The organism is Actinomadura kijaniata NBRC 14229 (genome assembly GCF_001552175.1).
Lineage (GTDB): Bacteria > Actinomycetota > Actinomycetes > Streptosporangiales > Streptosporangiaceae > Spirillospora > Spirillospora kijaniata.
Map to the genome: position 1 here is coordinate 1 of NZ_BCQR01000286.1, position 7,364 is coordinate 7,364.

The following is a 7,364-nucleotide window of genomic DNA, read 5'->3' on the forward strand; positions in this document are numbered from 1 at the left end:
GTCGGGCGGGGAGCGCCAGCGGGTCGCGCTCGCGCGGGCGCTGGCCGCCGGGCCCGCGCTGCTGCTCGCCGACGAGCCCACGACCGGCCTGGACGTGCTGGCCCAGGAACGCGTGCTGGCGCTGCTGGACCGGCTGCGCCGCGACGAGGGCCTGGCCGTGGTGTTCGTGACCCACGACCTGCGGGTCGCGCGGCGGATCGCCGACCGCGTGGTGGTGCTGGCGGCCGGGCGGGTCGTGGAGGACCTGCCCGTCTCCGCGCTGGACTCCGCCGGGCACCCCGAGACGCGGGCGCTGCTCGACGCGATCCCGGTGATGGCAACCGGACGGCAATGACGCGGTGAGCGTCCGGAAAGACCACGCCGTTCCGGACGGCCCCCGCCCCCCGGTGCTGCCACCGTGGACACATGATCATGTGGTCCGGGGGTTGATGTGGCGGGTGTGGCGAAGGCGGCCGCGGGCGCGACGGTCGCGGTGGCCATGGTGGCGGGCACGGCGCACGCGTGCGGGCTGCTCGGCGGCGGGACCGTGGCGCCCGGGCCGGAGCTGAGCCCGACCGCCCGGCCGCAGGCGGTGGGACAGGCCGCCGGGCAGGTGGCCGAGCGGGTCGTGGCGGCGGAGGGCGCGGCCCCGCCGGCGCGGCAGACGCTGATCGGGGACGGCTCGACCGCGTTCAGCGGCGCCCAGCCCGGCCTGGACCGGCCCGCCCGCCTGGCGCCCGGCGCGCGGCCCCCGCAGTTCGTCGTGTTCTCCTGGGACGGCGCGGGGGAGGACGACAACCGGCTGTTCTCGCGCTTCCGGGAGCTCGGGCGGCGCTACAACGTGACCCAGACGTTCTTCCTGAGCGGCATCTACCTGCTGCCGGAGCGGGAGCGGATGCGGTACCGGCCGCCGGGCCACCCGCGCGGCGCGTCCGCGATCTCCTATCTGGGCGAGGCCAGCATCCGCCGCACCGTCGACGAGATCCGCCGGGCGTGGCTGGAGGGCCACGAGATCGGCACCCACTTCAACGGGCACTTCTGCGGGCCCGGCGGCGTCGGGTCGTGGACGCCGCGGCAGTGGCGCTCGGAGATCGAGCAGGCCAGGTGGTTCGTCAAGAACTGGAAGACCACCACCGGGTGGCGGGACCTGCCGCCGTTCCCGTTCGACTACGACCGGGAGCTGATCGGCGGGCGCGCCCCCTGCCTGGAGGGCCGCGCCAACCTCCGCCGGGCCGCCCGCGAGATGGGCTTCCGCTACGACTCCAGCGGTGTCGGCGAGCAGGTCTGGCCGCGCCGCGTCGACGGGCTGTGGGACCTGCCCCTCCAGCAGGTGCCGATGCCCGGCCGGCCGTTCGAGGTGCTGACCATGGACTACAACTTCATGGCCAACCAGTCCCGCCGGTCGCTGGGCCGGACCGGGGCCCGCGCGGCGTGGCGGGACCAGATGAGCCAGGGGCTGCTGCGCGGCTTCCACCGCGCCTACGCGGGCAACCGCGCCCCGATGATCATCGGTAACCACTTCGAGCGGTGGAACGGCGGCATCTACATGGAGGCCGTCGAGGAGGTGATGCGCACGGTGTGCGTCAAGGCGGAGGTGCGGTGCGTGTCGTTCCGCGAGCTCGTGGACTGGCTGGACGCGCAGGACCCGGCGGTGCTGCGCGAGCTGCGGCGGCTCGACGTCGGGCAGCGGCCCGCGGCCTGGCCCGGCGGTGACGCCGCCGACTCCGGTCCGGTCCTCAGCGCCCCCTGACCCCGCCGAAAAGAAGTGTCGCCCGCCGGAGGCGGCGGCCTAGGGTGCGGCCATGCCCACTTTCTCCCAGGCGGTCGCCTTCGCGGCCGTCGCCACGGTGATCATCGTGGTCCCCGGCCCGAGCGTGCTGTTCGTCGTCGGCCGGGCCCTGGCGCACGGTCGCCGCACCGCCCTGGTCAGCGTGCTCGGCAACACGCTGGGCGCGTTCGCGGTCGTCGCCGCGGTCGCGTTCGGCGTCGGCGCGGTGGTCGCCCGGTCGGTGACCGTCTTCACCGTGCTCAAGCTGTTCGGCGCGGTCTACCTGGTGTACCTGGGCGTGCAGGCGTTCCGGCACCGCCGCTCGCTCCAGGACGCCGTCGGCGGCCCCGTCGAGGTCCCCCGGGGACGCGCCCTGTGGCAGGGGATCGTCGTCGGGGCCACCAACCCCAAGACGCTGGTGTTCTTCGTGGCGGTGCTGCCGCAGTTCGTGGACCGCGACCGGGGCCACGTGCCGCTCCAGATGCTGCTGTTCGGCCTGATCTTCTGCGCCATCGCCCTGCTGTGCGACAGCGTGTGGGGCCTGACGGCGGGCGCGGCCCGCACGTGGCTGGCCCGCTCGCCCCGCCGCCTGGCGGCGATCGGCGGCACCGGCGGCCTGATGATGATCGGCCTCGGCGTCACCGTCGCCGCCACCGGCCGCAGGGACTAGGGCCGCCGGGCGGGGATCGTCTCCACCTCGCGGACCGGGGGCCTGGCGCCGAAGCGCCTGCGGAGCGGGTACAGGGCCGCCACCACCGCCAGGCTGACCAGGGAGGCGGCCAGCTGGGAGCGCTGGCCGGGCATGAGCGCCATCGAGACCAGCACCGCCAGCAGGGCCGCGACCGTCAGCCAGGACAGGTACGGGAACGCCCACATCCGGTAGGTCAGGCTCGCGGGGTCCTCGCGCCGCAGGCGGGCGCGCAGGCGCAGCTGGGAGAGCATGATCGCCAGGTAGACGAAGGCCAGGATCACCCCGATCGAGTTCATCAGGAACTTGAAGACCTCGTCGGGCGAGACGTAGGAGGCCACGACCGCGCCCCAGGCGGCGACCGTGCCGAGCAGGATCGCGCGGACCGGGACGCCGTTGCGGTTCAGCTTCACCAGGCCCGCGGGGGCGTCGCCGTCGCGGGTCAGGACGTACAGCATGCGCGAGGAGACGTAGATCGCCGAGTTCAGGACCGACAGGACGGCGGTCAGGATGATCGCCTGCATGATCGTTCCGGCGGCGGGGATCCCCATCGTGTCCAGCGCGCTGACGAACGGGCTCTCCAGCACGTGCGCGTCGTTCCACGGCAGGATCGCCACCACCAGGAAGATCGACAGCACGTAGAACAGGCCGACGCGGTACAGCACGTTGTTGGTGGCGCGGGCCACGGCGGGGCCGGGCTCGTCGCTCTCGGCGGCGGCGATGGTGACGATCTCGGTGCCGCCGAACGCGAACATCACCGCCACGATCGCCGTGAAGACCGAGGTGACGCCGTTGGGCGCCAGGCCGCCGTGCCCGGTGAGGTTGCCCAGGCCGCCGGGGGCGTCCGGCCACAGGCCGAGCAGGTACAGGACGCCGAGCAGCGCGAAGACCAGGATCGCGACGACCTTGATCGAGGCGAACCAGAACTCGAACTCGCCGAACGACCGCACCGACACCAGGTTGACCGCGGTCATGACCAGCAGCAGCGCGGCGGCCAGCAGCCACTGCGGCAGGTCGATCCAGGAGGCCAGGATCGCGGCCCCGGCGACGGCCTCCGCGCCGACCAGGATCACGTACAGGTACCAGTAGAGCCAGCCGATCGTGAAGCCCGCGGCCGGGCCGAGGGCCATCCGGGCGTACTCGGCGAGCGACCCGGCGACGGGCCGGGCCACGACCATCTCGCCGAGCGCGCGCAGCACGAACAGGACGAGCAGGCCCGCCGCGGCGTAGGACAGGATCGCGGCCGGACCCGCGGTCCTGATCACGTTGCCGCTGCCGACGAACAGGCCCGCGCCGACCGCCCCGCCGATGGCGAGCATGGTCATGTGGCGGCGGCGCAGCCCGGCTTGCAGCCCGGTCTGCTGGTGGTTTTCGGACATCCCTGGCCTTCTGGACGGTTGGCGCTCCTGGCAGGGACTTACCTTAGGTGTCCTGCGGAGATGCTCGAATACCGGGCCGGGCTGTCCATATTCCGGACGGGCTCTATCAGTGGAGGCGGGTGATGATGAAGTCGTCGAAACGAGCCATCGCCGCGGAGGTCTCGTCCGCGCCGTCCGCGTGGTGGACGGCCAGCGCGTCGGTCCCCCGCCGCAGCGGCCGGGCGGAGTCGGTGAACTCCAGCACGCGGCGCCCGTTCACCCAGACCCGGAGCCCGGTGGCGTGGCCGGTCAGGTCCACCTCGACCTGGAGCCGGTTGGCCTGCTGGGCGCGGAAGCCCGGCAGCTCGACGTTGCGGACGGCGCCGCGCACCGGGTCGTCGTCGACGACCTTGCGGAGCCGCAGCACGCCGTCCCAGCGCAGCATCGCCTCGTAGCGGCTTCCCTCGTCGTCGGAGTTCTCCCGGTTGAGCACGTACAGGCCCGCGTACCCGCTGGAGCCGCCCGAGGCGAAGGAGACCGACACCTCGTGCAGGGTGCGGCCGTCGGCGACGGCGCGCTCGCCGGGCAGCGGGCAGTACTCCTCGGTGGCGTCGGTGGTCTCGGTGGAGACCTGGAGACTCTGGTCCCGGTACACGCCGCACCCGGTCCCGTCCCAGCCGCCGCGGTCGTTGTCGAAACCGTCCCTGGGGAAGAACGGGGTCCCGGGGGTGGGCGCCTGTGCGGTCGCCGGGGTCTTCCCCTTCGACCGGAAACCGCCGCCCAGCCGCGCCTGGCCCGCCGCTCCGAGCGCCATGCCGAGCGCCAGGAGCGCGGCGCCCCCCGCGACCAGGGGGCGGCGGCCCCGCCGGGGACGCGCCGGAGCGGGCTCGACGGTGGTGCGGCCGGGGTCGACGGCGGTGCGGCCGGGGTCGGCGAGGGCGGGGGCCGCGTGCCCGGTCAGCCGGACCAGCAGATCCTGCGGGGTGGGGCGCTCGGCGGGGTCCTTGGCCAGCGCCGCGCTCACCGGCTCCACCAGCGCCGGGTCCAGGCCCTCCAGGTCGGGCGGCTCGTGCGAGATCCGGTACAGCGCCTCCGACACGGTCGCGCCCGCGAACGGCGCGCGCCCCGTCCCCGCGAACGCCACCACGCAGCCCCACGCGAACACGTCGGTCGCCCGCGTGACCTCCCCGCCGTTCAGGACCTCCGGCGCGGTGTAGGCGGGCGTCCCCACGAACTGGCCGGTGCGGGTGGGGCCGTCGGCGGCGTCCAGGGCGCGGGCGATCCCGAAGTCGATCACGCGTGGGCCGGTGGCCGACAGCAGCACGTTGGCGGGCTTGAGGTCGCGGTGCACGATCCCGGCGCCGTGGATCGCGGTCAGTGCCGTGGCGATGCCCACCGCCAGCGCGTCCAGGTCGCCGCCGCGCAGCGGCCCCCGCTCCGCGACCGCGGCGGCGAGCGTCGGCCCCTCGACGTACTCGGTGACCACGTACGGCGGTTCGCCGTCCCTGCTCATTACGCCGTCCGAACCCACCTCGGCGTCCAGCACCGCCGCCGTGCAGAACCGGCGGACCCGCCGGGCGGCGGTCACCTCGCGCCGGAACCGCGCCTGGAAGCCCTCGTCCCCGGCCAGCTCCCGGTTGATCACCTTGACCGCGACGTGCCGTCCCCCCTCGTCCTCGGCCAGGTACACCGTGCCCATGCCGCCGTGGCCGAGCCGGGCGGTGAGACGGTACGGGCCGACCCGGGCGGGGTCGGTCGGCAGGAGAAGGGCGGGCATGGGCCGGAGATTACCTGATCTTGGCGGGGGCGCCCCCGTACGCTGTGCCCATGGACGTGAGCGTGGACGTGCTGGGCCCGGGGTACGAGGCGATCGAACTGCCGATGGGCGAGGACTCCGAGGGACCCGTCGTGGCCACCCTCGTGCGCCGTCGCGCGACCGACCCGCGGCGGCGGGCGGTGCTGTACGTGCACGGGTTCGTCGACTACTTCTTCCAGAAGCACCTGGCCGACTTCTACGTCGAGCAGGGCTTCGACTTCTACGCCCTGGACCTGCGCAAGTACGGGCGTTCGCTGCGCCCCCACCAGACGCCCAACTTCGTGCGCAGCCTCACCGAGTACTTCCCGGAGATCGACGCGGCGGTGCGGATCGTCCGCGAGGACGACGGCCACGACGTGCTGCTGCTCAACGGCCACTCCACCGGCGGCCTGATCGCCGCGCTGTGGGCCGACGCGCGGGGGAGGGGACTGATCGACGGGGTGTTCCTCAACAGCCCGTTCCTGGACATCAACGAGCCGCCGCCGGTGCGCCGGCTCGGCGCGGGCCTGGCGCGGGCGCTGCACCGCCGGTTCCCGAAGGCGGTGCTGCCCGCCGGGGTGTCGGACGCCTACGCGCGCAGCCTGCACCGCGACCACGGCGGCGAGTGGGACTTCGACCTGGAGTGGAAGCCCCTGCTCGGGTTCCCGGTGCGGGCGGCCTGGCTGGCGGCGGTGCGGCGCGGCCAGCTTCGGCTGCACGCCGGGCTGGACATCGACGTCCCGGTGCTGGTGATGACGTCCCGGCGGTCGGTGCGGCCCCGGCCGGGTGTGATCGACGTCTCCGGCGGCGACGCGGTGCTGGACGTCGAGCACATGGCCCGCTGGGCGCCGCGCCTGGGCCGCAACGTCACCCTGGTGCGGATCGAGAACGGCCTGCACGACCTGGTGCTGTCGGCCAAGCCCGCCCGCGACGAGGTGTTCGGCGAGCTGGCCCGCTGGATGCGCGGCTACCTGCCCGCCTGACGGCCTCGGCGGGGCGGCGGCTCAGCCGATGACCTTGGAGATGTCGAAGTCGTCGAAGTCGACGACCGAGGGCACCGAGGGGTTGCCGCCCCGCCGGACGGTGAGCCCGGCCCAGCCGTTGGCGAGCGGCTGCTGCCCGTCGGTGTGGTCGAGGACCTGCTCGTCGTTGACCCACAGCCGCAGCCGGACCTCCTTGCCCTTGCCGTCGGGGTCCGCGCAGGCGACCTGGAGCCGGTTGGGGCCCTTGGCCCTGTGGCCGGGCACCTCGTCGACGGTCAGCAGGTCCTTGGAGCCGGTCCGGGCCGAGTACTTGGTCAGGGTCGCGCCCTTGCCGTCCTTGCGCACCACGAACGCGTACTGGTCCTTGCCGTCGTTGTTGGAGCGGCAGGCCAGCCCGTACTGGCTGTCGGGGGAGCCCTCCGCCGACGTCACCGTGACGGAGACCAGCGCGTTCTGCGGGATCTCGGGGCCCGGCTTGGGGGACCACTGGTCGCGGGCCGGATAGGCGCTGTTGGTCTCCATCCGGTACACGCCGTTGGCGTAGCCGTAGCCGCTGGTGAACGTGCCGCCGCCCCAGTTGGAGCTGGTGCTGGAGAAGTTGTCGCTGAACACCGTGGCGAGCTGGTCGGGCGGCCCGTCGGAGCCCGCCACCGCGACGATCCCGACGACGGCGGCCAGCGCGGCGGCGACGACGCCCGCGCCGACCAGCAGCGGCTTGCGGGACGGGCCGCTGCGCGACGGCCGGGCCACCGGGCCGGGAGCGGCGTCGCGGCGGGTGGTGTCCGCGCCGAGC

7 protein-coding genes are annotated in these 7,364 nt (G+C 74.1%); 4 read left to right on the plus strand and 3 right to left on the minus strand.

What is annotated here, in order from left to right; all coding sequences use genetic code 11:
• The 3 genes from AKI01S_RS47495 to AKI01S_RS47505 form a co-directional block, all read left to right on the plus strand.
• Nucleotides 1-334, plus strand: a 334-nt coding sequence (locus tag AKI01S_RS47495) for an ATP-binding cassette domain-containing protein (RefSeq protein WP_157420707.1), incomplete at its 5' end; no start/stop codon positions are given.
• 105 nt (nucleotides 335-439) lie between these two features.
• Nucleotides 440-1,729: a polysaccharide deacetylase family protein gene (locus tag AKI01S_RS47500; protein ID WP_174567487.1), complete on the plus strand. Its 1,290-nt coding sequence runs from the start codon at nucleotides 440-442 to the stop codon at nucleotides 1,727-1,729.
• Between the two features lie 52 nt (nucleotides 1,730-1,781).
• Nucleotides 1,782-2,417, plus strand: a complete 636-nt coding sequence (locus AKI01S_RS47505; RefSeq protein ID WP_067833436.1) for a LysE family translocator — start codon at nucleotides 1,782-1,784, stop codon at nucleotides 2,415-2,417.
• Here AKI01S_RS47505 and AKI01S_RS47510 read toward each other — a convergent pair.
• Together AKI01S_RS47510 and AKI01S_RS53125 are read right to left on the minus strand one after the other, a co-directional pair.
• Nucleotides 2,414-3,814 carry an amino acid permease gene (locus AKI01S_RS47510; RefSeq protein WP_067833439.1) on the minus strand — a complete coding sequence of 467 codons (1,401 nt, stop codon included), beginning with the start codon at nucleotides 3,812-3,814 and terminating at the stop codon, nucleotides 2,414-2,416. The two genes, AKI01S_RS47505 and AKI01S_RS47510, sit on opposite strands and share 4 nt — an antisense overlap.
• 106 nt (nucleotides 3,815-3,920) lie before the next feature.
• Nucleotides 3,921-5,570 carry a serine/threonine-protein kinase gene (locus AKI01S_RS53125; RefSeq protein WP_067833442.1) on the minus strand — a complete coding sequence of 550 codons (1,650 nt, stop codon included), beginning with the start codon at nucleotides 5,568-5,570 and terminating at the stop codon, nucleotides 3,921-3,923.
• Between the two features lie 50 nt (nucleotides 5,571-5,620).
• Between AKI01S_RS53125 and AKI01S_RS47520 the strand changes: the two genes are divergently transcribed.
• Nucleotides 5,621-6,571: an alpha/beta hydrolase gene (locus AKI01S_RS47520; protein WP_067833445.1), complete on the plus strand. Its 951-nt coding sequence runs from the start codon at nucleotides 5,621-5,623 to the stop codon at nucleotides 6,569-6,571.
• 21 nt (nucleotides 6,572-6,592) lie between these two features.
• Here AKI01S_RS47520 and AKI01S_RS52350 read toward each other — a convergent pair.
• On the minus strand, nucleotides 6,593-7,364 hold a 772-nt coding region (locus tag AKI01S_RS52350), incomplete at its 5' end, for a hypothetical protein (protein ID WP_169814144.1).